Source organism: Corynebacterium sp. (assembly GCF_022712195.1).
Lineage (GTDB): Bacteria > Actinomycetota > Actinomycetes > Mycobacteriales > Mycobacteriaceae > Corynebacterium.
The window spans coordinates 1-25,821 of sequence record NZ_JALAGY010000062.1 but is presented as its reverse complement, the minus strand read 5'-3'; the positions used below and the strand labels follow the sequence as shown (position 1 = coordinate 25,821).

Here is a 25,821-nt window from a genome sequence, read left to right as displayed (position 1 = left end):
GCGTCCGGGGAACTGCAGGCGGGACGCGGTGTTGACAACGATCACATTGATGTTTACAGTGTCACCATAGCGGCACACCCAGTCAACGAAAGGCGCCACCCATGCAGACCATCCTCGGAGCCAACGGGCAGATCGGAACAGAACTCGCCCGCGAGCTCCACGCCAACCACACCACCGACATCAGGCTCGTCAGCCGCAACCCGCGGAAGCTGCACGACACCGACGAGCTGGTCTCCGCCGACCTCATGAACGCCGACGAGACGGACGCCGCCGTCGCCGGCAGCGACATCGCCTACCTCACCGTCGGCCTGCCGCCGGACAGCGCACTCTGGGCCGAGCAGCTCCCCACGATGATGAAGAACACCATCGACGCCTGCGAGAGGCACGGCACCCGGCTCGTCTTCTTCGACAACACCTACATGTACCCGATGACCAGCGAGCCGCAGACCGAGGACACCCCCTTCACCCCGAAGGGCAGCAAGGCCCGGACGCGCGCGACGATGACCACCATGCTCCTGGAGGCCATGGAGCAGGGCCGCGTCGAGGCCGTCATCTGCCGCGCCCCGGAGTTCTACGGCCCCGGCAAGACGCAGAGCTTCACCAACACCCTGGTGTTCGACGCCGTCGCCGAGGGAAAGAAGGCCAAGGTGCCGTTGAGCGCCGACACCCGTCGCAGCCTCATCTGGACCCCGGACGCCAGCCGGGCCATGGCCCTGATCGGCAACACCGACTCCGCCTACGGCCAGACCTGGCACCTCCCCGTCGACACCTCGCGCATCACCTACCGCGAGCTCGTCGACCTGGCGTCCCGGGAGTGGGGACGCCAGGTCGGTGTCACCGTGCTGCCCAAGGCGGCCTTCGCCGTCGGACGCCTGTTCAGCAGCAACGTCCGCGAGCTCTGGGAGCTCCTCCCGCGCTACGGGGTGGACAACATCTTCGTCACCGACAAGTTCACCGAGGCCTTCCCGGACTTCCGCGTCACCACCTACGCCGAGGGCGTGGCGGCGATCCACCGGGAGCGCACCGGCGCCTGAGTGCGCCACCCCGTCCCCGGTGCGGGGGTCAGAACACCGACTCGTCCAGGTCGTTCAGCAGGGAGTCGCGGGCGCTGAGCCGCTCGAGGACGGGGTCGACCTTCGGCAGCTCACGGGTGAAGAAGTACCGGGCCGCGGCGCGTTTCCCCTCCGCCAGCGGTGATCCCGCCGCCTCCGCCGCGAACGCCATGTCCAGCCAGAGCCAGGCGACGACGACGTGCCCGGTGACCTCCAGGTAGTCCGTGGCGTGGGCCAGCGCGGCGGTGGCGTCCCCGTCCCGCCACAGGTCCCCGGTCACCTCGAGAAGCCGCCGCAGGCGGTCGGCGAGGGCCGTGGAGAACTCCGGGAACAGGACCGCCGTGGACGTCACCGTCTCCGAGACCGTGTCGGCGAGCAGCTGCAGCCCCGCCCCGTCCTGCATCAGGACCTTGCGCCCCAGCAGGTCCTGGCCCTGGATGCCGTGCGTCCCCTCGTGGATCGGGTTCAGCCGGTTGTCCCGGTAGAACTGCTCCACGTTGTAGTCGCGCGTGTACCCCGCCCCGCCGAGGACCTGGATCGCCAGGTCATTGGCCGCGGGGCCGTACTGGGACGGGAAACTCTTCACCACCGGGGTCAGGACGTCCAGCAGCAGCTCATGGCGCCGCCATTCCTCGCCGGTGGAGGTCGCGGCCAGGTCCACCAGGTGCGCGGCGTACAGGCACAGCGCCATCGACCCTTCCGCGTAGGTCTTCTGCGCCATCAGCATGCGCCGGACATCGGCGTGCCGGATGATCGGCACCTGCGGTTCGGCGGGGTCCTTCGCCCCGACGGGACGGCCCTGCGGACGGTTGCGGGCGTAGTCCAGCGACTCCAGGTAGCCGGTCATCGCCAGGGCGGCGGCACCGGTGCCCACGCCGATCCGGGCCTCGTTCATCATGTGGAACATGTACTGCAGGCCCCGGTTCTCCTCGCCCACGAGGTACCCCACCGCCCCTGCCGAGCCGCCGGGGGTGTGGGCGCCCTCGCCGAAGTTCAGCAGCGTGTTCGTGGTGCCGCGGTAGCCCATCTTGTGGTTCAGGCCGGCCAGGACGACGTCGTTGCGCTCGCCCGAGTCCAGCACCTTCGGGACGATGAACAGGCTGAGCCCCTTCACCCCCGCCTCCGCCGGGCCGGTGCGGGCGAGGACGAGGTGGATGATGTTCTCCGTCATCGCGTGGTCGCCGCCGGAGATCCACATCTTCGTCCCGGTGATCCGCCAGGCTCCGTCTGACCCGTCTGCCCCGTCTGTCCCGTCGCGCCGGGCCCGGGTCTTCACGTCCGCCAGGGAGGAGCCCGCGTGGGGTTCGGACAGGCACATCGTCCCGCTGTACCGCCCGGCGAGCTGTGGCTCGGCGTAGTCGGCGATCTGCCGGGGCGTCCCGTGGGCGAGGATGAGGGCGGCGTTCGCCATGGTCAGCATCGGGTAGGCGGCGGTGGCGATGTTGGCCGCCTGGACCCAGGCGAAACAGGCGCGGGAGACGGTGAGCGGCAGGTCCACGCCCCCGTGCTCCTCGCCGAAGGACGCGGCGGCCAGTCCGGACTCCGCGAAGGCCCGCAGCGCCGGTGCGATCGCCTCGTGGGTGTGGACGCCGTCGGCGTCGAAGGTGGGTTCATCCTGGTCGGAGGCGCGCATGTGGGGGCGGAACCAGGTCTCCGCCAGGTCGCGGGAGGCGTCCAGCATGGCGTCGAAGGTGTCCCGGGAGTGGTCGGCGAACCTGTCGTGCCGGGTCAACGACTCGACGTGCAGCCAGTCGTAGAGGAGGAAGGCGAGGTCGTCACGGGAGAGGATGTCGGCTGTCATGCTTTCCCATGCTAAACCACTGCGCGGCCCGCGAGGTCCTCAGCGTCTGGCAGGCGATTCACAGGTGGATTCAGCGTGCCCGACTACGCCCGCGTCGCCGTGATGGGGAATAATCGTCGGCGTACAACTGTCTAACGGAGGCCGGCGTAGAACTTGATGAGCGCAACCACTGAGATGAGCGACGATCGCCGTGACGATCGCTACGACCCGCGGCGACTCGCCCGGGTCATTCTGCCGAAGAGGGGAGAACCCCGGGACGTCCGCTCCCTCTACATCGTGGAGAACGAGCAGACCCCGGGGCGTGTCACCGCACTGTCCCGCACGTCCGCACGGATTCCCGCGGGCGAGGAGGTCAGCTTCGAGAGCTACTTCAACGGTTTCCCGGCGTCCTACTGGCGCCGTTGGAGCCAGCTCGACGAGGTGCAGCTGCGCGTCGACCTCACCGGCGACGCCCGCATCGACATCTACCGTTCCAAGATCGACGGCTCGCGTATCGCGGTGACCGGAGGGATCGTCGACGTCGACGAGCACGGCCACGGTGTCGCGGAGTTCACCGTGTCCCTGGCACCGTTCGAGGACGGCGGCTGGATCTGGTTCGACATCACCTGTGAGTCAGAGACGACGATCCACAGTGCCGGCTGGTTCGCCACCCGGGACGCCGCCGACCAGCGCGTGGTGTCCGACACGGTCGTCACCGACCCCGCCACCGGCGAGAAGACGACGCTCAGGGAGGGTGACCTCCTGCCGGCGCCGGAGCCGCGCGTGACGATCGGCATCCCCACGTTCAACCGTCCGGCCGACGCCGTCGCCGCCCTGGAGGCGCTGTCCTCCGACCCGGTGGTCGACTCCGTGGTGGACGCGCTGATCATGCCGGACCAGGGAACGAAGCACCCGAAGGACGAGCCGGGATTCCCGGCGGTCGAGCAGCACTACGGTGACCGTCTGCGCATGCCGGTGCAGGGCAATCTCGGCGGTTCCGGCGGCTACTCGCGCATCATGTACGAGGCACGCCACCCGGAGCGCGGCACGGACAGCCCGTTCATCCTCTACATGGACGACGACATCGCCATCGAGCCGGACAGTGTGCTGCGTGCCCTGGCGGCGTCGCGGTACGCGTCCTCGCCGATGCTGGTGGGCGGGCAGATGCTGAACCTGCAGGAGCGTAGCCACCTGCACACCATGGGTGAGATCATCGACCGCGGCAGCTTCATGTGGACCGCGGCCCCGCACACCCACTACGACCACGACTTCTACAACCACCCGCTGCGCGACCGTGGGGAGTACGGCAGGAACGCGTCGGGGGAGCGGGTCGACTCCAAGGACCTGCACCGCCGCATCGACGCCGACTACAACGGCTGGTGGATGTGCATGATCCCGCGGGTCGTGGCGGACACGGTCGGCCAGCCGCTGCCGCTGTTCATCAAGTGGGACGACGGCGAGTTCGGTCTGCGTGCCCGGGACCACGGGTTCCCCACCGCGTCGTGGCCGGGTATCGCCATCTGGCACATGGCCTGGTCCGACAAGGACGACGCGATCGACTGGCAGGCGTACTTCCACCTGCGTAACCGGCTGATCGTCGCCGCCCTCCAGCACGAGGGCAGCCCGACCGGCATCATCGCCTCGATGGCGAAGGCCACGGCCAAGCACCTGATGTGCCTGGAGTACTCCACGGTGGCGATCCAGAACGAGGCGATGAAGGACTTCCTCGCCGGCCCCGACCAGCTATTCGAGATCCTGGAGACGGCACTGCCGCGCATCAACGCGCTGCGCAAGCAGTACCCGGACGCCGTCGTCGTCCCGTCGTCGTCGACGCTGCCGCCGGCGGACGGTGGTCCGGCGAAGCTGACCGACATCCCGCTGTCCACGGTGTCGAAGGTGACCCGGCTGGCCAAGGTGGTGGCGAACAACCTGCGTCCGGCCGACCCGCACCACCATGAGGTCCCGCAGGTCAACCTGCCTCCGATCGAGGCGCGCTGGTTCTCCCTGGGACGTCTCGACGGTGTCACCGTGACGACCGCCGACGGCACCGGTGTGGTCTACCGCAAGCGTGACCGCGACAAGGCCCGGGAGCTGGCCACGGAGTCCGCCCGCCTGCAGAAGGAGGTGGCGGCCCGTTTCGACGAGATGCGGCAGCGCTACCGTGTCGCACACCCTGAGCTGACCAGCATCGACGCCTGGGCGCAGATCTTCGAACCGGAGCAGGGCTGATGGGGCGGTCGGAGGCGGACGTCCTCGTCGCCGTGCAGGACGCCGTCCTCGCCGGCGACGGTGACGGTTCCGCCGTGCTGGGCGCGGCCCGCGGGCTCAGCCACTTCGGTGAGCATGCCCTCGGCTGGTTCGCACTGGCCGGTGCCGGTGCGGCGGTGTCCGCCGTCCGCGGCAGGACGGCGGCCCCGTGGGTGGAGCTCGGCGTGTCCGCGTTCACCGCGCACGCCGCGTCCGTCGTCCTGAAGCGTGTGGTGCGGCGGCGTCGTCCGTCGGACCCGCGTGTCCGGGTCGGGGTCGGGACCCCCTCGCGGCTGAGCTTCCCCTCGTCCCACGCCACGTCCACCGCGGCCGCGCTGAGCTCGCTGAGCCGGATCACCGGTTCGCGTGCGCCTCTGGCAGGTGTGCCGGTGATGATGGCGTCCCGGCTGGTCCTCGGCGTGCACTACCCCACCGACGTCCTCGCCGGAGTTGCCCTCGGAGTGGCGACGGAGAAGACCGTCCACCGAACTGCGAAGGAGATCAAGCGATGACTCGTCCCGGGACGGATCCGGAATTCGACCCCAGCGAAACCCACGACACCAATGAACGCCCGGGTGAACGTCAGGCGTTCATCGGGTCTGAGCCGCACACCTCGGGGCTCGAGGAGCCCGCGGCGTGGGAGGACCGTACCTACGCGCGTGAGGAGTCCGGTGACTCCGGCGAGGGTTCGGGGCACCGTGCGCCGCGCAACCTCCCGGAGGCGATGGTCAAGGCGTTGCGCCCGAAGCAGTGGGTGAAGAACGTCCTCGTCGTGGCCGCGCCGGCCGCGGCCGGCGGCGACCTGCTCTTCCAGGGGCGGGTGATCACCGACATCGTCATCGCCTTCGTCGTGTTCTGTCTCGGCGCCTCGTCGATCTACCTGGTCAACGACGCCAAGGACGTGGAGTCCGACCGGCAGCACCCCACGAAGCGGTTCCGTCCGATCGCGGCGGGTGTCCTGCCGGTGGGGCTGGCCTACGCCATGGCGGTGGTGCTCATCGTCGGGGCGCTGGGGCTGAGCTTCCTGGCCTCCAACGGCGGGTCGTTGGCGATCGTCATCGCGGTGTACATCGCCCTGCAGCTGGGCTACTGCTTCGGCTGGAAGCACCAGCCGGTGATCGACATCGCGCTGGTGTCGTCCGGGTTCATGCTGCGGGCGATGGCCGGTGGTGTGGCGGCGAGTATCGACCTGTCGCAGTGGTTCCTGCTGGTCGCGGCCTTCGGTTCGCTGTTCATGGCCGCGGGTAAGCGCTACGCGGAGCTGAAGCTGTCCCTGCGCTCGGGGGCGAAGATCCGCAAGTCCCTGGAGAGCTACACGCCGACCTACCTGCGTTTCGTGTGGACGTTGGCGGCCACGGCCGTGGTGCTGGCCTATGCCCTGTGGGGCTTCGACATGAGCCAGCAGCACCCCGGGCACGCCTCGGTCTGGTACCAGGTGTCGATGGTGCCGTTCACTGTGGCGATCCTGCGCTACGCCGCCGACGTGGACCGCGGTGAGGGCGGTGCCCCGGACGAGATCGCGTTGAGCGACCGCACACTGCAGGCACTGGCGCTGATCTGGGTAGCGACGATCGCCGTGGCGGTCTACGTGATCCCCGCTGTCACGTAGCTGTCCGGACGCTGCCGTAACGCTTGGTGCCGGCTTGGCGATATTCTTGGCGGAAAACATCACTGTTTGGTAACGTTCCGAGCACTGTAGGCACGGAGGGCGTCGACGCCGTCCGACAAAAGCACGTAAAGGAAAACATGACGACTGCCACCGGGAAGCACCGGTCCGCGACCGGCTCGCTGGGCCGCAAGCTCATGGCCCTGATTGTCGCGATCGGCACGGCCTTCGGGTTGGCCACCGTCGTGGCTCCGACCGCGTCCGCCGATGACCGCGGGATTCTTGGCCCCCGCTGTAGCTGGGCCAACTACAACCACTACGTCCAGAACTGCTGGTTCTACTCCGGTGCCATGGGGCAGGACATCCAGGTCCAGATCAAGCGCTCCAACAGCGACGCCGCGATCTACCTGCTGGATGGGCTGCGCGCCCGCGACGACTGGAACGCCTGGACCTACCTGGGCCACGGTGTCGACCAGTTCGTCAACGACGACGTCAACGTGGTCATGCCCGTCGGCGGCGCCTCCCAGTTCTACGCGGACTGGATCGGCCCGTTCAACGGCTCCACCACCCCGAAGAAGCCGCGGTGGGAGACCTTCCTGACCCGTGAGCTGCCGGCGCAGCTCGCACAGAACTTCGGGATCAGCCAGAACCGCAACGCGCTGGTCGGCCTGTCGATGGGCGGTACCGCGGCGATCAACCTGGCGTCCCGCCACCGCAACCAGTTCAAGCAGGCCACCTCGCTGTCCGGCTACCTGAACACCACGTCCCCGGGCATGTACATGGCCCTGCAGTTCGCGATGAACGAGGGCTCCCCGGGAGCGAACGTCTGGGACATGTGGGGCCACCCGCTGCACCCGACCCGCTTCGCGAACGACCCGCTGCTCAACGCACCGAAGCTGGCAGGTATGCCGGTCTACGTCTCCGCCGCAGCCGGTATCCCCGGTCCGCGCGACGACTTCATGGCCAACCCGGTCGGCGGCATCGCCGGCATCGGCCTGGAGTGGGCGTCCCGCGGCTCCACCGCGACCTTCGAGCTGGCCGCCCGCGCCTCCGGTGCGAACGTGACCGCCAGCTACCCGACGGTCGGCGTGCACAACTGGACGCTGTGGACCCCGGAGCTGCAGAAGGCACGTCCGAAGATCCTCGACGCGCTGAACGTCTGCTACCGCGCAGGCAAGGTGGTCTGCTGACATAAGGCAGACCTAGGGGGGACCGCGACGGCCCGGGAGATGGCGACATCTCCCGGGCCGTACGCATACACTGAACAAGTATGGAAACAGAAGCTCACGGGGCAGGAGAACGGCGGAACCTGCGGCCGGTGGACCGTGGTGCGCGCCCGTATCTGAGGGGACGCCTCCACGAGAACGCGGCGTGGTACTTCGGAGGTACGGGCACCGCGCTGACGGTCACGGCGTTCATCCTGCACGGCGGTTCCGCCCTGTCCTGGATCACCGCCCTCTACTCTCTCTGCCTCATCGGACTGTTCGCGGTCTCGGCGCTGTACCACCGGGCACCGTGGCGCAGTGAGGCGACGGTCCAGGCGTGGCGTCGCGCCGACCACTCGATGATCGCGATATTCATCGCGGGCACCTACGGACCGATCGCCGTCTACGCCTTCGACTCGTGGTCGGAGGGCCTGTGGATCCTGCCGGTGTGCTGGGTGCTGGCCGTCGGTGCGGTGGCGATGAACATCTTCTGGATCGGCCACCCCCGTTGGCTGGACGTGGTCGTCTACCTGTCGCTGGGGTGGCTGGCCGTGCTGAAGATCGGTGGTTTCGTCGAGGCTATCCCGGCGGTGGCGGGGATGCTGATCGTCCTCGGCGGGGTCATCTACACGCTCGGGGCGGTGGTCTACGGGCGGCGGAGCCCGAACCCGTCGGCACGGTGGTTCGGCTTCCACGAGGTGTTCCACGCTGCGACGATCGTCGCCGGCGGGCTGCACCACGTGGCGATCTGGATCCTTGTCCTGTCGTGAGCCGGCCCGGTTGTACCCCCGGGGGGAGGTGCTACACTACCGGCAGAAACTAAGTCTCAAGTAAAACTTCAAGGTTTTGGCGTGTTGTCCCGGGAATCCGGGGACCGCATTGCCATAATTGCCGGTGTTGCCGCCACGGCTGGCCGTGGCGGACACCGGCCCAGACCGGAGTCCGGCAGTGGGAGGGGAACCCGCTGCGGGGCCCGGCACCGCCGACACCGCCGCTGCTGACGAGACGCACCTACGAAGGAAGAACGCCACCACCATGAGAATCGCCGCGAACACCCGCACCGGGAAGTCCCCCGCCAGCCGTCCGTCCCGACGGGCGTCTCGGCGCGTCGGTGCCGCCGTCCTCGCGCTGCCGCTGTCGGTGGCGCTCGCCGTGCCGCTGGCGGCACCCGCCGCCGCGCAGGGGCCCCAGGGTTCCCAGGGCGCGCAGGGAGGCAGCGGCCTCGGTGACTACCTCGACCCGGACAACGTCCCGGAGCGTCCGGCACAGGACGTCACCGAGCAGGACCTGCCCGGACTGCCCGACGGCGTGGACGTCGACCGGGTGGAGTGGCTCTCCGACCGGTGGGCGAACGTCTACATCAACACCCCCTCCATGCCCGAGGGCCCGGTGCTGGTGCAGATCCTCCTGGCCCGCGACTGGTACAGCCAGCCGGACCGCGACTTCCCGTCCGTGTGGGCGCTGGACGGCCTGCGCGCCCGAGACGACGAGTCGGGCTGGACCCTGTCGACGAACATCCAGCAGTTCTACGCCGACAAGAACGTCAACGTCGTCATGCCCGTCGGCGGCAACTCCTCGTTCTACACCGACTGGGAGCAGCAGCCCGAGGAGGGCAAGACCTACAAGTGGGAGACCTTCCTGACCCAGGAGCTCCCCGCCGTGCTGCGTGAGGGCTGGCGCACCACCGAGCAGCGGGCCGTCACCGGCATCTCCATGGGCGGCACCGCCGCAGTGAACCTGGCGCACCGGCACCCCGAGCTCTTCCAGTTCGTCGGCTCCTTCTCCGGGTACCTCGACACCACCTCGCCGGGCGTTCCCCAGGCGATCAACTACGCCACCAACGACGGCGCGGGCTACGACGCGCAGCGGATGTGGGGCCCGTACGGCTCGCAGCGGTGGAACGAGAACGACCCGAAGCAGCACGTGGACGCACTCAAGGACATGACCGTGTACCTGTCCGCCGGCAACGGTAACGCCGGTCCGTACGACCGGCAGGGCCCCATCCCCGGCTACCCGGCGAACCCGGCAGCCTTCGGTCTCGAGGCGATGTCGCGGATGACCACCCAGACCTTCGCCAACGCCGCCAAGCGCGCCGGTGTCGACGTGGTGGCCAAGTACCGCAGCTCCGGCACCCACGACTGGCCGTACTGGCAGTACGAGATGACCCAGGCGTGGCCCTACATCGCCCAGACCTTCGGGCTGTCCCAGGAGGACCGGGGCGCCAAGTGCGCCGCGGTGGGCAAGATCGCCGAGGCCGAGAAGCGTCAGCGCAGCCAGAAACTGGGCACCTGCACCACCAACGAGTACGACGCCGCCAAGGGCGGCAAGGTCCAGGACTTCCGCAACGGCCGGATCTACTGGAAGAAGGGCGCCGACAAGGCCTGGGCCACCTGGGGCCGCATCGGCGCGCGCTACTCCGAGATGGGCGGCGCCGACAGCTGGCTGGGCTACCCGACGGGTGAGGAGCAGACCGGTCTGAAGGGCGGCGGGATCCTCCAGCGCTTCGAGAACGGCATCGTCTACTGGACGCCGCAGACTGGCGCCGTCGCGGTGAAGAACGACATCGTCGACGCCTGGGGCCGCAGCAAGTGGGAGACCGGCCCCTTCGGCTACCCGGTCGCCGCGGTCGAGCAGGTGCCCGGCGGCGGAGCCGTGCAGAAGTTCCAGAACGGTGTCGCCGTGCGGGACAAGGACGGCAAGGTCCGCATGATCGAGGGCAAGATCGGCGAGAAGTACCTCGAGGCCGGCGGACCCGCCGACTCAGGCCTGGGCTTCCCCCGCTCCGAGGAGAACAGGATCAAGGGAGGCGCGTTCACCGAGTTCGAGCACGGCAACATCTACTGGTCGGCCTCCACCGGCGCCCACATCATCAGGAAGGGCAAGATCTTCGACGCCTGGGGCGAGGAGAAGTACGAGCAGGGACGTTTCGGCTGGCCCGTCGAGGACCAGCAGGGCATCCCCGCCGGCGGCGAGGTCGTGAAGTTCCAGAACGGTGAGATCCGCGAAGTCAACGGCAACGTCCAGAAGGATCCGCGATGAGTGGCCGCACAGTCCGGGGCGCCCGTACCGCCACGGTGACGAAGGTCGCCTCTGTGGCGGCCACCCTGCTGCTTGCCGGCGGGTTGGCTGCCTGCGGCGGCGACTCCACCGTGGACAGCGACGACCAGGCCAGCGGCGTCCCCAGCGTGAGCTCGTCGCCGACCGGGTCGGACGGGGCGTCGTCGGAGACCTCGTCGCCGTCCTCGACCCCGGCCCCGGACTCCGGTTCGGACGGTGACACCCCGCGTGACGGCGAGGTCAACGAGGTCGACGAGCCCGGTGGGGAGGTCGCACCGCGCACCGCCGAGGACGACGCCTTCCTCGCCGAGCTCAAGGACAAGGACATCGACCTGGAGGATTCCGCGATCCAGGACCAGGTCATCGCCGCCGCCCGTGAGCAGTGCCTGGCCAACGAGGAGAGGCGCGACGGGTTCGCGATCCCGATGATCGCCGGCCAGCTGGAGGTCCAGGAACTGACCAAGGTTCCCGCCGAGGAGGCCCAGCGGATCATCGTCGAGGCCGCTGAGAAGAACTACTGCGGCTGACCGTCCGCAGGTGGGCGACTGCCCCGGGGTGACGAACGTCACCCCGGGGCAGAGGTCTGTGTCTGCATGTGGAGCTCCCGGGATCCCCTGCGCCTGTCCGTGCTCCTGCCCCTGCCGGTTCAGGCCGGTTCAGGCCGGTTCTGGCCGGAGGCTGACAGATCTCTGCCAGGAAAACCGGGTACTCTGACTGGCCATGAGAAAGTTCCTCACCGTCGTGGCGGCCCTCGTCCTCGCCGTCGTCCTGGTCATCGGCATCGGCCAGTGGGTCAACCGCGGTCCCGATGACTCCGCAGGTCCGGGGCCCGGCCCGGGGCCCGGCCCGGGGCCGACCCGGACCACCGACCCGGAGCAGCCGGCGAGCTGCCCGGACTACCAGCTCTTCGCGGCTCCCGGCACGTGGGAGTCCACCGAGGACGACGACCCGATCCACCCCTCCTCGCGCCCGCACTCACTGCTGCTCAACGTGACCCGACCGTTGCAGGAGGAGTTCGGCGACGGGGTCGACGGGGGGCAGCTGAAGAGCTGGACGCTGCCCTACGCCGCGCAGTTCCGCAACATCCAGGCCCTTCGTGAGATGTCCTACGACGACTCGCGCAACCAGGGCTACGCCCGGCTGGAGGCGGAGATGACCTCCGTGCACGAGGCCTGCCCGGCGACCCGCATGATCCTCGTCGGTTTCAGCCAGGGTGCGGTGCTCACCGGTGACCTCGCCACCGCCATCGGCAACGGGGACTCCACCGTGCCGGCGGACGCGGTCGCCGGTGTCGCCCTGATCGCCGACGGGCGTCGTGAGGACGGCAAGGGTGAGCTCGTGGGAAGCCCGGACGTCACCGGCATCGGCGCGGAGATCGCGTTGAGCTCCGTCGGGCCGCTGGTCGCCCCGATCGTGCCGGGCGCGTCCATGCGTGGCCCCCGCCCCCAGGACTTCGGCGCCCTGCAGGACAGCACCCTGCAGTTCTGTGCCCCGGCTGACCTGGTGTGCAGTGCGCCGCGGGACATCGGCAACGCCGTCCAGCGGGCCAACGACCTCATCGACGCCAACAAGGTGCACGCGCAGTACTCCAGCAACGGGACCGTCGTCGGTGGCGGCACCGTCCCGGAGTGGATCAACAACTGGGTGCGCGACATCATCGCCGAAGGCCGGTAATCCCCGCACGGCGGTGGTCGAGACGATAGAGTTCATGAGAGTTCTTTTCACAAAAGCAACACGACGAACACTCACGCAGACAGTTAAGAGGGATATCTGATGGACATCAGCGCCGCGATGGCACAGTTCTACGACGAGAAGGGCGAGATCGCGATCCCGGACCAGCTCTCGCTCTCCGCCATGTGCGAGATGCTGTACACGATGGCCCAGATGGAGGGGGCGGTGGACACCCCGCTGATCACCTTCCACGATTTCAGCGGCGGGGCCGCGGGGGAGACCGTCACCTGGACCCGCGCCGAGGTGAACACCCGCATCAAGGCGGTGTGTGTCCGGCTCCAGCAGGTCACCGAGCGCGGCGACCGGGTGGCGATCCTCGCCAACAACAGCCCCGAGTACCTCTTCGGTTTCATGGGTGCCCTCTACGCCGGCACCGTCCCGGTGCCGCTGTACGACCCCACCGAGCCGGGCCACGCCGACCACCTGTCGGCGGTGCTGGGGTCGTCCACGCCCACTGTCGTGCTGACGAACAAGACCTCCGCCGGGCACGTCCGCAGCCACTTCTCCTCCCTCCCCTCGTCGGAGCGTCCCCGTGTGCTCACGGTGGACGCCCTGCCGGACTCGCTGGCCGAGGAATGGCAGAACCCGATGATGGCGATGATGGAGAACCCGGAGCTGGCGCCGAACTCCGGTGACCCGGCGTTCCTCCAGTACACCTCCGGATCCACCCGCACCCCCGCCGGTGTGGTGCTCACCCACCGCAGCATCGTGACCAATGTGCTGCAGGTGTTCCAGGCCGGTCAGCTGCAGATGCCGATGCGCCTGGTGAACTGGCTGCCCTTCCACCACGACATGGGCATCATCCTGTCGTCCTTCGTGCTGATCCTGGGGATCCCGCAGGACATCATGGCCCCGCGTGACTTCATCCAGGACCCGGGCCGCTGGATCGGCCAGCTCGCCGACCGCGGGGACGGACTGAACGTGTACTCCGGTGTGCCGAACTTCGCGCTGGAGCTCGCCTCCCGGTACGCCGACCCGGCGAAGCGCGAGGACCTGGCCGACGTCGACCTCAGCCACGTCGAGGGCATCATCAACGGTGCGGAGGCGGTCAGCCTGCAGTCCGTCGACCGGTTCTGTGACGTCTTCGGCCCCTTCGGCTTCCGCCGTTCCACGATGCGGCCGTCGTACGGCCTGGCCGAGGCGACGGTCTTCGTCACGACCCCGCAGACCGAGGACCGGCCGAAGCTGCGCGTCTTCGACCGCGAGAAGCTGGCGGAGGGCCTGGCCGTGGAGGTCGACGCCGACGCGGAGAACGCCGTGCCGATCATGAGCGTCGGCGAGCCCGGCCCGTCGCTGTTCATGCCGATCGTCGACCCGTCGACCGGTGAGGAGGTGCCTGAGGGCACTGTCGGCGAGGTCTGGCTCCACGGCGGGAACATCGCCGCCGGCTACCTCGACCGCGAGGACGACACCGCCGAGACCTTCCGCAACTCCCTGCCCGCCGACAGGCGTCTCGCGGAGAACTCCGCCGCCGAGGGCGCCCCGGAGGACGACTGGCTGCGCACCGGCGACCTCGCCGTGGTGGTCGACGGGCAGCTCTACATCACCGGCCGGATCAAGGACCTCGTGGTCGTCGCGGGCCGCAACCACTACCCGCAGGACATCGAGGCCACGGCCGCCGACGCCGCCGGCGGCCACGTCCTGCCCGGCGTCCTCGCCGCCTTCGCCGTCAACGGCGACCTGATCAAGGACGCCGCCGGCGGTGACTCAGGCTCCGAGCAGCTGGTCATCGTCGCCGAGCGCGACCCGGAGGCCTCCGCCGACGGCGACGCCGCGGCCGTCTCGGCGATCCGCTCGGCCGTCACCTCCACCCACGGTGTCCAACCCGCCGACATCCGCATCGTCGACGAGGGCACGATCCCGCGCTCCTCCGCCAACAAGATCGCCCGCCGGGTCTGCGCCAAGGCCTATCTCGACGGCCGCTTCAACCGGTAGTCGACTACAGTGGGGCGTCTGTGGTCCTCTGCGGACCAGCCCCTTGTAGCGTGGCGACGGCCACCGTCGATGTCACATTGATGGTGGCCGTCGTGCCCGTTCCGGTCACCCCTCCTCTGTCCGTCATGAATAAGGATGAACTACTCCGATATGTCTGAATCGTCTGGATCGTCTGGAACTCCCGGGAACGCGAACCCCCGGGCCGCCTCACCGACCACGGCCGCCGGCATGCGCGCCTGGCTGCGTGACTGGGTGCAGGCCACCACCGGCCTGGCCGCCGACGACATCACCGACGACCGGCCGATGGAGGAGTTCGGGCTGTCCAGTCGAGACGTGGTGGTGCTCTCCGGGGAACTCGAGCGCCTCACCGGTGTCCCCCTCGACGCGACGGTGGCCTACGAGTACAACACCATCGCCGGACTCGCCGGGTTCGTGCTCGCCGGCGGGACCCGCCGTCCGCGGGTGTCCGGCGGCGGCGCACAGCGGCAGGGCGGGGGACAGGGGGCCGGGCTGAGCCCGGAGGACCGTCAGATCGCCGTGGTCGGCATGGCCGGCCGTTACCCGGGCGCCGACGACGTCGACGCGATGTGGCGCATGTTCGAGCAGGGGCGCAGCGGTGTCGGCGAGCTCCCCGAGGGCCGCTGGAGCGAGTACTCCGACGACCCGGAGATGTCCCGCCGCATGGCGGAGGCCTACCTCACCGGCGGCTACATCGAGGACATCGCCTCCTTCGACGCGGAGTTCTTCGGGCTGTCGCCGGTCGAGGCCGCGAACATGGACCCGCAGCAGCGGATCCTGCTGTCGTTGACCTGGGAGGCGCTGGAGAACGCCGCCATCCCGGCCAACCGGCTGCGTGGCACGGACGTGGGGGTGTTCATGGGCACCTCGAACAACGACTACGGCATGCTCATCGGCGCCGACCCGGCTGAGGCGCACCCGTACGCCCTCACCGGCAACTCCAGCTCGATCGTCGCCAACCGCATCTCCTACGCCTTCGACTTCCGCGGCCCCTCCGTGGCCCTGGACACCGCCTGCTCGTCGTCCCTGGTGGCGATCCACCAGGCGGTGCGCGCCCTGCGCGACGGCGACTCCTCGGTGGCTGTCGCCGGTGGTGTGAACCTGCTGGCCAGCCCCTTCGCCACGGTCGCCTTCTCCGAACTGGGCGTGCTGAGCCCCACCGGCGGGATCCGCGCGTTCTCCGAGGACGCCGACGGCATCGTCCGCTCCGACGGCGCAGGCGTGGTCGTGCTCAAACGGCTCTCGGACGCCAGACAGGACGGCGACGACGTGCTCGCCGTCATCGCCGGTTCGGCGGTGAACCAGGACGGGCGGTCCAACGGGCTCACCGCCCCGAACCCGGAGGCCCAGGCCGCCGTCCTCGAGGCCGCCTACGCCGACGCCGACGTCGACCCGTCGCAGGTGGACTACGTCGAGGCGCACGGCACCGGCACCATCCTCGGCGACCCGATCGAGGCCGGGGCGCTGGGCCAGGTGCTCGGCGCCGGCCGCGACGTGGCCTCACCGCTGCTGCTCGGTTCGGCGAAGACGAACTTCGGGCACACCGAGGCCGCCGCCGGTGTCGCCGGTGTGATCAAGGTGGTCTCGGCGATGCGTCACGGTGTGCTCCCGCCCACGGTGAACTTCACCGGGCCGAACCCCTACATCGACTTCGACCGCGAGCACCTCGAGGTCGTCGAGGACCCGCGGGAATGGCCGGAGTACTCCGGCGCCCCTGTCGCCGGTGTCTCAGGCTTCGGTTTCGGCGGCACCAACGCCCACGTCGTCCTTGTCGCGCCGGAGGGTGCGGCACCGGCCGGGGAACCCGCCCCGTCCCTGCCGGACGCCTTCGACTGGGCAGGCGTCCAGGAAGCCACCGGTGAGGACGGCGACGAGCGTCCCCTGCCGCGTCTGCTCCCGGTCTCCGGGCTGCTGCCGTCACGCCGCCGGACCGCCGCCGCCGACCTGGCGACGTGGCTGGACGGGAAGGCGGGGAAGTCCGGTCAGGCCGTGCTCGCCGGCACCGCCGTGGTCCAGGGCAACCGAAACCACGGCCGGTCCCGCGGTGTGGTCGTGGCCCACGACACCGACGAGGCGGTCGCCGGACTGACCCGGCTGGCCGAGGGCAGAAAGGGCGCGGGCATCTGCGTCGCGGACAGTCCCGAGCGCGAGGGCGCGGTCTGGGTCTTCTCCGGCTTCGGTTCACAGCACCGCAAGATGGGCAAGGAGCTCTACTCCCTGTCGCCGCTGTTCGCGGCGCGGCTCGACGAGATCGACGTGGTCGTGCAGCGGGAGGCCGGCTACTCCGTGGTCGGGATGATCCTCGACGACGCGCAGAACTTCGGCACCGAGACCGCCCAGGTCGGCATCACCGCCATCCAGATCGCCCTCGCCGACCTGATGACCGGGCTGGGGCTGCGTCCCGCCGCGGTGGTGGGCCAGTCCATGGGTGAGATCGCCGGGGCGTACGCCGCCGGCGGACTGTCCATGGAGGACGCCATGACGGTCGCCTGCCACCGGGCCCGCCTCATGGGCGAGGGTGAGACACTGCTGTCCGAGGACAAGCAGGGTGCGATGGCGGTCGTGGAACTCGGGGTCGAGGACCTGGTGGAGTTCCAGAAGGAGCACCCGGAGTTCGCCGCCGTGGAACCCGCCGTGTACGCCGCGCCGGGGATGACCACCGTCGGCGGACCTGCCCGGCCGGTCGCCGACCTGGTCGAGCACCTGGAGGGCGAGGGCAAGTTCGCCCGCATGCTGAAGGTGAAGGGTGCCGGCCACACCAGCATGCTCGACCCGATCCTCGGTGAACTCCACGCCGAGATAAGCGGCATCACCCCGCGCCCGCTGCACACCCCGGTGTACAGCAGCGTGGACCGGGGCGTGGTCTACCACCCGGGAGACGTGGTGCACGACGCCGACTACTTCCTGCGCTGCACCCGCTACTCGGTGTGGCTGTCGGACGCCACCGGCCGGCTCTTCGACGAGGGCTTCCGCACCTTCGTGGAGTTCTCCCCGAACCCCGTGGCGCTGATGCCGATGATGAACACCGCCTTCGTCCACGACGCCGGTGAGTCGAGCCTGATGTACCTGCTCAAGCGCAAGGAACCGAGCGTCGACACCCTCCTGGCGACGGTGGGTGAGCTCTACGTCCGCGGTGCCGACGTGGACTTCCGCCGGCTCAACGCCTCCGACGGCCGTCCTGCGCGGCCCGGCCGTGCCGTGGCCGGGGTCCCGGGTGTGCACTGGAACCTGCAGCGCTACTGGACCGCCGCACGGCCCGGGGGCGGCTCCGTGCGTGGCGTCCCGGGACGCCGGGTGGCCCTGCCGGACGGCCGGACAGCCTTCGCCGTCGCCGCCGCCGAGGTGCCCAGTGTCGACGCCGTCGCCGAGGCGGCCGCCCGCGCGGTCGTGCCGGACGCCGTCCTCGCCGCCGTGGAGACCTACGGCACCCTGCCGACCGACGGAGAGGTGACCACACTGGTCACCCGCACCCTCGGCGGGTTGAGCGTGCACGTCTACGCCGTGCACGGCAACGACGGGGGCGACGCGTCCCACCTGGCCGGTGAGGCCTTCGCGGCGTCGCCGACGACCGGTACCGCCGCCGCGGCGTCCCGCGCGGTGCAGGAGGCCCGGGGCGGCCAGGACACCGGCAACCCGGCGCACCCGACCACACCGTCGTCCGGACGCAACGCCCTGCCGTCGGTGGACACCGACGCCGAGCGGTGGAGCCCCGACTCGGGGGAGAGCGTGGCCGACCGGCTGCGCAACATCGTCTCCGAGTCGATGGGCTACGACATCGACGACCTGCCCGGCGAACTGCCGCTGATCGACCTCGGCCTGGACTCGCTGATGGGGATGCGGATCAAGAACCGGGTGGAGTACGACTTCGCCCTGCCCCCGCTGAACGTGCAGGCACTGCGCGACGGATCCGTCGACGAGGTCATCGCGCTGGTGGAGCAGATGGTGCACGAGAAGAACAGCGGTGAGTCCGCCGCCGGCACCGGGACACAGGCCGCCGAGTCCGGCTCGACCGGCCCGACCGCTGCAGTGCCGGCGGAACGCGACGGTGACGCCGGGGGGAACACAGAGGGCAACGGCAAGGCCGACGGTGTCGGCGTGGCCCCGCGCGACGCCTCCGAGCGCATGGTCTTCGGCACCTGGGCGTCACTCACCGGCGCAGCTCCGGCCGGTGTGACCAGCACCCTGCCGCAGATCGACAGGGAGACCGCCGCCGCGGTCGCCGCCCGACTGAGCGAACGCTCCGGGGCGGAGATCACCCCTGAGCAGGTCAGCGCCGCGGAGACCCTGGAACCGTTGGCCAACCTCGTCCGCGACGTCTTCGAGACCGCCGTCGACGGCAACATCCGCGTCCTGCGCGCCCGGCCCGAGGGCTCGGAGAGCCCCGCGGTCTTCCTCTTCCACCCGGCCGGCGGCTCCAGCGTGGTCTATGAACCGCTGACCCGCAGGCTGCCCGCCGACGTCCCGGTCTACGGAGTGGAACGACTGGAGGGTTCCCTGGACGAGCGGGCGGGGGCCTACGTCGCCGACATCACCGAGCTGGCGGGCGGCCGGCCTGTGGTGCTCGGCGGCTGGAGCTTCGGCGGCGCCCTCGCCTTCGAGGTCGCCCACCGGCTGGAGAAGTCCGGTGAGGTGACCGTCGGCCACCTGGAACTGCTCGACCTCGTGCGCCCGGCGAACCCCGCGCCGGACACCACCGAGGAGATGCACGCCCGCTGGGACCGCTACTCCGCCTTCGCGAAGAAGACCTACGGCATCGACATGCCGGTACCGCACGACCTGCTGGACAGCCAGGGTGAGGAGGCGCTCATCGGGATGATGACCATGTTCCTGCAGAACACCGACGCCTCCTCCCACGGCCTGGCGGCCGGGGTGCTGGAGCACCAGCGGGCCAGCTTCGTGGACACCCGGATCCTCAACACCCTCGACTTCGAACGCTGGGCCGAGGTGACCGCCCCGGTGACCCTCTACAAGTCCGAGGGGATGCACGAGGGTGCGATCGAACTCGAGCCGTCCTTCGCGGACATCCCCGCCGACGGCGGCTGGGACGGTGTCGTCGACGACCTGGAGCTGGTCCAGCTCGCCGGAGACCACCTCGCCGTGCCGGACGAGCCGGCCATCGGCATCGTCGGCGCCCGGATCACCGAGCACCTGCGCGACATCTCCGAGCGGAACCGAGTGCGATAGCGTGGAACCCATGACAGGAACACCGGAACACCCCTGGTTCGGCGACGAGACCGTCGCCGCGGAACGCACCGCACCGGGAACAGGACGGTCCACCGCCGAGAAACTGGAGGACCTGCACTCCAGGCTCGAGGAGGCCCAGGATCCGGGAAGCGAACGCGCGCGCCAGAAACGTGACGAGGAGGGCCGGACCACGCCGCGACAGCGCATCGACGCGCTGCTCGACGAGGGGTCCTTCACCGAGATCGGTGCCCTCGGACGCACCCCCGGTGTCCCCGACGCCCCCTACGGTGACGGTGTCGTCACCGGTTACGGCCGCGTCGACGGGCGTCCCGTCGCGATCTACGCCCACGACAAGACCGTGTACGGCGGGTCCGTCGGCGAGACCTTCGGCAAGAAGGTCTGCGAGGTCATGGACATGGCCACCCGGATCGGCTGCCCGGTCATCGGCATTAACGACTCCGGCGGTGCCCGCATCCAGGACGCGGTGATGTCCCTGGCGATGTACTCGGAGATCTCCCGGCGCCAGCTCCCGCTGTCGGGGCAGTCGCCGCAGATCTCGGTCCTGCTGGGCAACTGTGCCGGCGGTGCCGTGTACGCCCCGGCGACGACGGACTTCCTGGTGGCGGTCGAGGAGCAGACGACGATGTTCGTCACCGGTCCGCAGATCATCGAGTCGGTCACCGGCGAGAAGATCAGCATGCAGGACCTCGGCGGCGCCCGGGTCCAGGCCGCCAACGGCAACATCAGCTACGTCGGCACCGACGAGGACGACGCCTTCAGCTACGTCCGGGAGCTGCTGGCGCACCTGCCCAGCAGCGCCTTCGAGGCCACGCCCTACACCCCCGCACCGCCGGACGCCCCGGACGAGCGGGACGCCGAACTCATCGACCTGATCCCGGACGACCCGAACTCCGGCTACGACATGATGGACATCCTCACCAGGATCTTCGACGACGAGGACGTGCTGGAGGTGCAGCCGGACTACGGCCAGAACGTGATCACCGCCTTCGCCCGCATCGACGGCCGTTCCGTCGGTGTCGTCGCGAACCAGCCGATGTCCCTGGCGGGCTGTCTCGACGCCGAGGCGGCGGACAAGGCCTCCCGGTTCATCCGGATCTGCGACGCCTACGACATCCCGCTGGTGTTCGTGGTGGACACCCCCGGCTACCTGCCGGGTGCGGAGCAGGAGAAGCTGGGTCTGATCCACCGTGGTGCCCGTCTGGGCTTCGCCATGGTGGAGGCGACGGTGCCGAAGCTGACCGTGGTGGTGCGTAAGGCCTTCGGCGGCGGGTACGCGGTGATGGGGTCGAAGAACCTCGGTGCCGACGTGAACCTGGCGTGGCCGACCGCGCAGATCGCGGTGATGGGTGCCGAGGGTGCCGCGGTGATGATCCAGGGACGTCAGCTCGCCGCCCTGCCGGAGGAACAGCGCCCGGCGGCGAAGAAGATGTTCATGGACTTCTACAACGCGAACATGACGAGCCCGTACGTCGCCGCGGAGCGTGGTTACATCGACGAGATCATCGATCCGTCGCAGACCCGCCTGCGGCTGCGCCAGTCGTTGCGGCTGTTGCGCGACAAGCGGGTGCTGGAGCCGGCGAAGAAGCACACGATCATGCCGATGTGAGCGGCCCCGAGGCGCGGCTGCACGGCGCGCACGGGAAGACCCCGGACAGTTGTTCTGTCCGGGGTCTTCCTGTCGGTACGGCAGGTCAGTTCTCGTGCCAGGGACCGATGTTCTTGCGTGGGTAGTCCATGAAGTCCGCCATCACGTGGTAGGTCTCGAGACGGACGTCCAGGACGCGGGTTTCCGCGGACAGCAGGTCCGGCAGGCCCAGGCCGATCTTGGACAGTTCCTTGGCGATGTCGTCAGGGGCCCAGTCGGCGTTGATGGTGATCGGGAGCATGGTGTCCACACCGAGCAGCTCCAGGGTCATCGTGAGCTCCTGGACGAAGATGTGGAAGTTCCCGGTCAGGGTACTGGTCGCACCCTCGGTGTCGTCCAGCAGGTCGTTGCCCAGGGCGTTGGGGAACTGCACCCGGAGGTTCTCCATGACCGCCTTGTCCGCGTCGATGCGGATGGCCTTCTTCGGCCCCTGCATCGTGTCGATGGTGACGTAGGAGAGCTTCATCCCGGGCGTCATCTTCGCGGTGTCGGTCTTGATGGTGAAGGTGCCGCCGAAGGGCGTCTGCATGCCAGCCACCGGCTCCGGCGGGGCGACGTTCAGCCCCGGGATCTCCACACCGAGCTTCTCCAGGGAGTTGTCCAGGCCGTCCTGCAGCTCGTTGCCGTCGGGCATACGGAACTCAGGGAGGTTCAGGTCAGGTGCCTCAGGCAGCGGGGGCAGGTTCGGCAGGCGGGGGGTGTTCCCCCGGTTACCGTCGGTCCCCCCGTCGCCGGTACCGCCGTTCCCGTTGCCGTTGCCGTTCCCCTGTCCGGGGATCTCCAGCTCGGGGAGCTGGATGTCCGGCAGGCCCGGGATCTGTGCGCGTGCGTCGGGCGTCTGGACGCCCACAGCGACGGCGACGGCGGCGAGGACGGCGATGACCGACTTCGCCGAACCGGCGCCGGAGGACTTCTTCCCGGCCTTCTCAGCCTTACGGGCCTTCCTGGCCTCCTTCTTCTCCGCCTTCTCGGCCTTGGCCTCCTGACGGGGCTGCGGGTCCCACGCCAGCGCGAGGGCACCGCCGACGAGGCCGAGGATGAGGCCCACGCCGAAGCCTCCGAAGTTGGACTGCCAGAGCGCCAGGATCGACAGGATGAGTGCGGCGACACCGGCGAGGATGCGTCCTTCGCCGCGGAACCAGCACATCAGGCCGCAGGTGATCAGCAGGATGCCGATGACCAGCGTGGACACCCCGCCCATCGTCGAGATCTGGATCTGGATGTTGGAGATCTGGAACGACAGGTAGGCCGGTGCCATGATCACGACGCCGGCGAGCATCATCAGCAGGCCGGCGGCGAACGGCCGTTCCTTGCGCCAGCGGCTGAACCGTCGGTTCTGCTTCTCGAGTTTCTCTGAACGGGGTTCCGTGGACTGTGCCGTGGCCGCGCCGTCGGCGGGATCGCCGACGGCGTCCATGGTCTCGGTGACTTCGGTCGACGACGTGTCGTCGGGCTTGCCTCCGGCCCCGTTCACGCCCGGAGGCGTGGTGGAGTCGTCAGACATCAGCACTCAGCCTCGTCGACGTCGACGATTCCCACCTTGGATCCGGCGGCCGTCAGCTTGTCCGCGGCGATGGAGGTGGCCTTGATGACCTGGTCCGTCGCGTTCAGCGCGTCGGCGTGCAGGCCCCAGGACCCGGCCGGCGGCTCGTCGTCGAGCTGGCTGGCGTCCACACCGATCTGGGCGTTGGTCAGCGTGAGGCCACCGACCAGGCCCGGGGAACCGAGCACGAGGTGCTCGGCGGTGGTGTTCTCGCCGGGAACGAGCATCTGGAAGCGCTTCTCGCCCAGGCCGGGCAGCTTCAGCGGGGCGGTCATGCACATGTCGGTGATGCTGGCGTCCTCGAAGACGAGGCGGGCGACACCGGTGTTGCCGTCGTGCTGGCCGTCAGTGCCTCCGAAGATGGAGACGCCGGTGGCGTCGAGCCCGCTGACCTCCTGGTTGAAGACGGTGTTGGACAGTGCCAGGTTGGCGGACAGCCCCCCCTGGGCCATGGCCACCCCGACTCCGGCCGTGGCCAGGAGTCCAACTGCCATGACCCCGGCGAACCGCTTTCCCTTGATGTGTCCCATGTTCGTTCCTCCGTGTGGTGAGGGACGCTGTCTGCGGACCCCTCGGTTGGTAAGTATGTAGCCGACTGCGGAACATCGTATCGCTGTCGTACTTGTTTCTGTGAAGAATCAGCAAATTGTAGTGGGGTATATCAGTCCCGTCCAGTCCGCATGGTGCTGACCAGGCATAATGCCAGCGCTGTAATCTGTAGTGCCGCCAGTGCCACGATGAGTGCGAGCCAGCCGGCCTGGAAGAAGTACCCGGAGAGCCAGCCGATCACGGAGGAGCCGAGATAGTAGCTCATGATGTAGGTGGAGGACGCCTCGGCACGGTCCCGGTCGGCGATCTGCCCCACCAGTGTCGACGCGGTGGAGTGGACGGCGAAGAAGCTCGCCGTGAACAGCAGGACCCCGACCACGGTGACCGCCAGGTTCGGGACCAGTGCCAGTGCCAGCCCGACGGTGGCCAGCGCCACCCCGGTGACCAGGACCCGCCCCGCCCCGTACCGGGTGACCAGCGCGCCGGCGCGAGCGGAGGACCACGTGCCGGAGAGGTAGAGCAGGAAGACCGCACCCGCCACCGCCTCGGGCAGGCCGAACTGCCCGGTCAGCCGGAATCCGAGGTAGTTGTACAGGGACACGAAGGCGCCCATCATCAGGAAGGGCAGGATGAACAGGGCGACCAGGCGGCGGTCGTGCCAGTGGCGGCGGAAGGCGCTGAGTTCGTGGCGCAGGGTGATCCTCTTCGGCGCGAAGTTCCGTTGGGGCGGCAGGGCCCAGGCGCAGACCAGTGCCAGCACCAGGGCGACGGTCCCACCGGCGAGGACGGCTCCGCGCCAGTCGGTGAACTCAAGCACGCTGGAGGGGACCAGGCGGCCCAGTAGACCGCCCAGGGTGGTTCCGGCGATGTAGAGCCCCATCACCCGTCCCAGGTGGTCGCGGTGGATCTCCTCGGACAGGAAGCTCATCATCACCGCGGGCACGCCGGCGACGGCGACGCCCTGCAGGGCTCGGACGGCGACGAGTGTGCCGATGCCGGGCGCGGCGGCGAGGAGCAGGCTCAGGACGGTGGCGACGATGACCGACACCTGCAGGACGCGGCGTCGTCCGACCCGTTCCGACAGGATGCTGACGGGGATGACGGTGATCGCGAGCATGCCGGTGGTGGCGGAGACGGTCAGTGCGGCGGTGGTGGGGGAGACCCCCAGCCCGTCGTGGATGGACGGCAGGACGGCCTGGGTGAGGTACATGGCGTTGAAGCTCGCCAGGCCGGCGGTGGCGGCGGCGAGCATGATCCGCCGGTAGCCGGGGTCGCCCGGGGAGAGCCCCGGGGTGGGGTGGGTGTCGGTCGCGTCCATGGTCACTATCGTGGCGGTCGCGCATCGACGATCAAAATGCATTAACCTCGGGTTCCTGTCCCGGTTGACGCATAGGAGGTTCGGCGATGGCGGCACCGGTGGACCTCGACTGGTTCCTGGACCTCGTGGAGACCGGGAACATGGTGGACACCGCCGTGGTCACCGGTGTCAGCCAGTCGACGCTGTCCCGACGGCTCGCCGCCCTGGAGCGGTCCGTGGGGGCGGAACTCTTCGACCGCAACGGCAGGCACCTCGTCCTCAACCGACGCGGTGAGGTCCTGGCGGCCACCGCGCGGGCCACCACCGAGACCTGGCGGGCCGGGGTGGAGGAGGTGCGCCGACTCGTCGACCCCGAACGCGGCACCGTCCGACTGGGCTTCATGCACTCCCTGGGCACGTGGCTGGTGCCGGACCTCCTGCGCGGGTTCCGGGCCCGACGCCCCACCGTGGACTTCGAGCTGGTGCAGGGTGCGGCACTGGACCTGGTGGACCGGGTGACGGCGGGCACCGTCGACCTCGCGATCGTCGGGCCGTGCCCGACGGACCAGGTCGCTGACGGGCTGGTGGGGTGGGAGGAACTGGCGGAGCAGCGTCTGGGGCTCGCGGTGCCGTCGGGCCACCGGTGGGCGGGGCGTGACAGCATTGACCTCGCCGAGGCCGCCGGGGAGCCGTTCGTGGCGATGCTGGAGGGTTACGGGACCCGTCTGCTGCTCGACACCCTCGCCGCGGACAGCGGCTTCCGGCCCCCGGCTGGTCTTCGAGTCGATGGAGTTGACGACGGTGGCGGGACTGGTCACCGCGGGCCTCGGCGTGGCGTTGCTGCCGATGGGTGACCCGAACCTGCAGATGGAGGGGATGTCCGTGATCCCCCTGGACACGGACCGGGTGCGCGAACTCGGCGTGGTCTGGGCGGCTGGGGCGGGCGGGGCG

At 69.4% G+C, this 25,821-nt stretch carries 17 protein-coding genes; 13 read left to right on the top strand and 4 right to left on the bottom strand.

Features of this window, described 5'->3' with window-relative positions; all coding sequences use genetic code 11:
* Nucleotides 1-101 precede the first annotated feature (101 nt).
* A complete protein-coding gene (locus tag Q0A34_RS08000) occupies nt 102-1,034 on the top strand; it encodes an NAD-dependent epimerase/dehydratase family protein (protein ID WP_291479473.1) in 933 nt (310 codons plus the stop codon).
* Nucleotides 1,035-1,062: 28 nt separating this feature from the next.
* Here Q0A34_RS08000 and Q0A34_RS07995 read toward each other — a convergent pair whose 3' ends face one another.
* Nucleotides 1,063-2,853: an acyl-CoA dehydrogenase gene (locus Q0A34_RS07995; RefSeq protein WP_291479472.1), complete on the bottom strand. Its 1,791-nt coding sequence runs from the start codon at nt 2,851-2,853 to the stop codon at nt 1,063-1,065.
* Between the two features lie 156 nt (nt 2,854-3,009).
* Here Q0A34_RS07995 and Q0A34_RS07990 point away from each other — a divergent pair, with 156 nt between their 5' ends.
* The 11 genes from Q0A34_RS07990 to Q0A34_RS07940 all read left to right on the top strand — a co-directional run bounded on the left by Q0A34_RS07990 (nt 3,010) and on the right by Q0A34_RS07940 (nt 21,442).
* The gene (locus Q0A34_RS07990; RefSeq protein WP_291479471.1) at nt 3,010-5,061 is read left to right on the top strand and encodes a glycosyltransferase; all 2,052 of its coding nucleotides are present in this window, start codon (nt 3,010-3,012) and stop codon (nt 5,059-5,061) included.
* Nucleotides 5,061-5,591: a phosphatase PAP2 family protein gene (locus Q0A34_RS07985; protein WP_291479470.1), complete on the top strand. Its 531-nt coding sequence runs from the start codon at nt 5,061-5,063 to the stop codon at nt 5,589-5,591. The genes Q0A34_RS07990 and Q0A34_RS07985 overlap by 1 nt, the downstream gene beginning before the upstream one ends.
* A complete protein-coding gene (locus Q0A34_RS07980) occupies nt 5,588-6,688 on the top strand; it encodes a decaprenyl-phosphate phosphoribosyltransferase (RefSeq protein ID WP_291479469.1) in 1,101 nt (366 codons plus the stop codon). Before Q0A34_RS07985 ends, Q0A34_RS07980 begins: the two co-directional genes overlap by 4 nt.
* Before the next feature lie 137 nt (nt 6,689-6,825).
* Nucleotides 6,826-7,875: an alpha/beta hydrolase family protein gene (locus Q0A34_RS07975; RefSeq protein ID WP_291479468.1), complete on the top strand. Its 1,050-nt coding sequence runs from the start codon at nt 6,826-6,828 to the stop codon at nt 7,873-7,875.
* An 80-nt stretch (nt 7,876-7,955) separates the two neighbouring features.
* Nucleotides 7,956-8,660 (top strand): hemolysin III family protein, encoded by a 705-nt coding sequence (locus Q0A34_RS07970; RefSeq protein WP_291479467.1) that lies wholly within the window; start codon nt 7,956-7,958, stop codon nt 8,658-8,660.
* Between the two features lie 265 nt (nt 8,661-8,925).
* The gene (locus Q0A34_RS07965) at nt 8,926-10,929 is read left to right on the top strand and encodes an alpha/beta hydrolase-fold protein (RefSeq protein ID WP_291479496.1); all 2,004 of its coding nucleotides are present in this window, start codon (nt 8,926-8,928) and stop codon (nt 10,927-10,929) included.
* Nucleotides 10,926-11,474 (top strand): DUF732 domain-containing protein, encoded by a 549-nt coding sequence (locus Q0A34_RS07960; protein ID WP_291479466.1) that lies wholly within the window; start codon nt 10,926-10,928, stop codon nt 11,472-11,474. The genes Q0A34_RS07965 and Q0A34_RS07960 overlap by 4 nt, the downstream gene beginning before the upstream one ends.
* A 193-nt stretch (nt 11,475-11,667) precedes the next feature.
* The gene (locus Q0A34_RS07955; RefSeq protein ID WP_291479465.1) at nt 11,668-12,621 is read left to right on the top strand and encodes a cutinase family protein; all 954 of its coding nucleotides are present in this window, start codon (nt 11,668-11,670) and stop codon (nt 12,619-12,621) included.
* 99 nt (nt 12,622-12,720) lie between these two features.
* A complete protein-coding gene (locus Q0A34_RS07950; RefSeq protein WP_291479464.1) occupies nt 12,721-14,613 on the top strand; it encodes a FadD32-like long-chain-fatty-acid--AMP ligase in 1,893 nt (630 codons plus the stop codon).
* Nucleotides 14,614-14,763: 150 nt separating this feature from the next.
* On the top strand, nt 14,764-19,815 hold the full coding sequence (pks13, locus tag Q0A34_RS07945) for a polyketide synthase Pks13 (protein WP_291479463.1): 5,052 nt from the start codon (nt 14,764-14,766) through the stop codon (nt 19,813-19,815).
* A gap of 10 nt (nt 19,816-19,825) precedes the next feature.
* Nucleotides 19,826-21,442 (top strand): acyl-CoA carboxylase subunit beta, encoded by a 1,617-nt coding sequence (locus Q0A34_RS07940; protein ID WP_291479462.1) that lies wholly within the window; start codon nt 19,826-19,828, stop codon nt 21,440-21,442.
* Nucleotides 21,443-21,527: 85 nt separating this feature from the next.
* Here Q0A34_RS07940 and Q0A34_RS07935 read toward each other — a convergent pair whose 3' ends face one another.
* The 3 genes from Q0A34_RS07935 to Q0A34_RS07925 form a co-directional block, all read right to left on the bottom strand.
* Entirely contained in the window at nt 21,528-22,985 is a 1,458-nt protein-coding gene (locus tag Q0A34_RS07935; RefSeq protein WP_291479461.1) for a DUF6114 domain-containing protein, read from the bottom strand.
* On the bottom strand, nt 22,985-23,554 hold the full coding sequence (locus Q0A34_RS07930; protein ID WP_291479460.1) for a DUF6230 family protein: 570 nt from the start codon (nt 23,552-23,554) through the stop codon (nt 22,985-22,987). The genes Q0A34_RS07935 and Q0A34_RS07930 overlap by 1 nt, the downstream gene beginning before the upstream one ends.
* A gap of 131 nt (nt 23,555-23,685) precedes the next feature.
* The gene (locus Q0A34_RS07925) at nt 23,686-24,891 is read right to left on the bottom strand and encodes an MFS transporter (RefSeq protein WP_291479459.1); all 1,206 of its coding nucleotides are present in this window, start codon (nt 24,889-24,891) and stop codon (nt 23,686-23,688) included.
* Nucleotides 24,892-24,977: 86 nt separating this feature from the next.
* On the opposite strand from Q0A34_RS07925, the gene Q0A34_RS07920 reads away from it, so the two are divergent.
* A complete protein-coding gene (locus Q0A34_RS07920; protein WP_363316438.1) occupies nt 24,978-25,724 on the top strand; it encodes a LysR family transcriptional regulator in 747 nt (248 codons plus the stop codon).
* The last annotated feature ends 97 nt before the right edge of the window (nt 25,725-25,821 follow it).

Bases quoted from the DNA above. Each gene is read 5' to 3' on its own strand.
- Q0A34_RS08000 (WP_291479473.1), top strand. From the start codon at position 102: ATGCAGACCATCCTCGGAGCCAACGGGCAGATCGGAACAGAACTCGCC.
- Q0A34_RS07990 (WP_291479471.1), top strand. From the start codon at position 3,010: ATGAGCGCAACCACTGAGATGAGCGACGATCGCCGTGACGATCGCTAC.
- Q0A34_RS07955 (WP_291479465.1), top strand. From the start codon at position 11,668: ATGAGAAAGTTCCTCACCGTCGTGGCGGCCCTCGTCCTCGCCGTCGTC.
- Q0A34_RS07930 (WP_291479460.1), bottom strand. From the start codon at position 23,554: ATGGGACACATCAAGGGAAAGCGGTTCGCCGGGGTCATGGCAGTTGGA.
- Q0A34_RS07970 (WP_291479467.1), top strand. From the start codon at position 7,956: ATGGAAACAGAAGCTCACGGGGCAGGAGAACGGCGGAACCTGCGGCCG.
- Q0A34_RS07920 (WP_363316438.1), top strand. From the start codon at position 24,978: ATGGCGGCACCGGTGGACCTCGACTGGTTCCTGGACCTCGTGGAGACC.
- Q0A34_RS07980 (WP_291479469.1), top strand. From the start codon at position 5,588: ATGACTCGTCCCGGGACGGATCCGGAATTCGACCCCAGCGAAACCCAC.
- Q0A34_RS07960 (WP_291479466.1), top strand. From the start codon at position 10,926: ATGAGTGGCCGCACAGTCCGGGGCGCCCGTACCGCCACGGTGACGAAG.
- Q0A34_RS07975 (WP_291479468.1), top strand. From the start codon at position 6,826: ATGACGACTGCCACCGGGAAGCACCGGTCCGCGACCGGCTCGCTGGGC.
- Q0A34_RS07950 (WP_291479464.1), top strand. From the start codon at position 12,721: ATGGACATCAGCGCCGCGATGGCACAGTTCTACGACGAGAAGGGCGAG.
- Q0A34_RS07925 (WP_291479459.1), bottom strand. From the start codon at position 24,891: ATGGACGCGACCGACACCCACCCCACCCCGGGGCTCTCCCCGGGCGAC.
- Q0A34_RS07935 (WP_291479461.1), bottom strand. From the start codon at position 22,985: ATGTCTGACGACTCCACCACGCCTCCGGGCGTGAACGGGGCCGGAGGC.
- Q0A34_RS07995 (WP_291479472.1), bottom strand. From the start codon at position 2,853: ATGACAGCCGACATCCTCTCCCGTGACGACCTCGCCTTCCTCCTCTAC.
- Q0A34_RS07940 (WP_291479462.1), top strand. From the start codon at position 19,826: ATGACAGGAACACCGGAACACCCCTGGTTCGGCGACGAGACCGTCGCC.
- pks13 (WP_291479463.1), top strand. From the start codon at position 14,764: ATGTCTGAATCGTCTGGATCGTCTGGAACTCCCGGGAACGCGAACCCC.
- Q0A34_RS07985 (WP_291479470.1), top strand. From the start codon at position 5,061: ATGGGGCGGTCGGAGGCGGACGTCCTCGTCGCCGTGCAGGACGCCGTC.
- Q0A34_RS07965 (WP_291479496.1), top strand. From the start codon at position 8,926: ATGAGAATCGCCGCGAACACCCGCACCGGGAAGTCCCCCGCCAGCCGT.